Raw genomic sequence first — 933 nt, 5'->3', positions numbered from 1 at the left:
CCTCAGGCGCGCGCCCTTGGCGGGAAGGTTCACCCGCGCGACAGCCTCCACCAACCGGTCCCCCAGGCTCAGCCCCAGCCAGTACAGCCGGATGCGCAGGAGCAGGTGCACCAGGTTGTAGAGCACCAGGAAGAGCGCCACCGCCCAGACGCCCAAGAGCGGCACCATCGCCGCGCACAGGCCGCCCACCGCGGGCTTGAGCGACAGCCAGAAGAAGCCGTCCCCCAGCGCCGCCAGCGGCCCCATCAGCGCCGCCTTGAAGCCCACCACCCGGTCCGGCGTCTCTTCCCCCCGGGCGATCTTCTGCTCGTGGTTGACGACGCCGCCCACGATGGCCGCCGCCACATAAGGGTGGGTATTGAAGAAGACCAGGTGCCGGCGCACCGCCGCTTCCCGCAAGGGGCCCGGCGGATACAGCCGCTCCAGCGCCGGATACACCGCGTACGCGAGCCCCAGGTTCTGCATCCCCTTGGGGTTCCACGACGCCTGGAGGAAGAGCGAGCGCAGGAACACGCGCAGCACCGTCGTGCGGGGCAGCCGGGCGGGAGGCGCGGACGCCGGGGTGCCCTGGGGAGGCGTGCGCAGGGGAGGCGCGCTCATGGCCGCTCCTGGAGCCGGGAGAGGAGCACCGCCACCGTCACGCCCGCCGCCGCGAGGCCGGCGAACAGGGGCGCGCGCCTGGCGTGGCTGCTCTGCGCGGCGATGGCCGCCGCCACGCACGCCATGGCCGGGTACGCCCACGCCAGCCCCCGCAGCAGCCCCTGCGGCAGCGCCACCATCACGGGCTCCAGGAAGAAGCCCGCCAGGGCGCACGCGCCGGTGAGGGCGCCATAGCCCACGAAGTGCGGCCACATGCCCCACAGGTTCTGCCGCATGGCGCGCGTGAGGTTGCCGGCCTCCGCGGATGCCAGGGCCTGTCTCTTATACCCATCT

1 protein-coding gene and 1 pseudogene are annotated in these 933 nt (G+C 73.1%); both read right to left on the bottom strand.

What is annotated here, in order from left to right; translation table 11 throughout:
• On the bottom strand, positions 1 to 600 hold a 600-nt coding region (locus tag D7V93_RS43460), incomplete at its 3' end, for a PTS system mannose/fructose/sorbose family transporter subunit IID (protein ID WP_120648718.1).
• Positions 597 to 933: pseudogene (locus D7V93_RS43455) on the bottom strand (PTS sugar transporter subunit IIC); the annotation flags it as partial. The pseudogene D7V93_RS43455 and the gene D7V93_RS43460, both read right to left, overlap by 4 nt.

Origin of the sequence: Corallococcus llansteffanensis, assembly GCF_003612055.1 — a bacterium.
Lineage (GTDB): Bacteria > Myxococcota > Myxococcia > Myxococcales > Myxococcaceae > Corallococcus > Corallococcus llansteffanensis.
The sequence above is the reverse complement of the archived record's forward strand: the minus strand, read 5'-3'. Positions and strand labels throughout refer to the sequence as shown.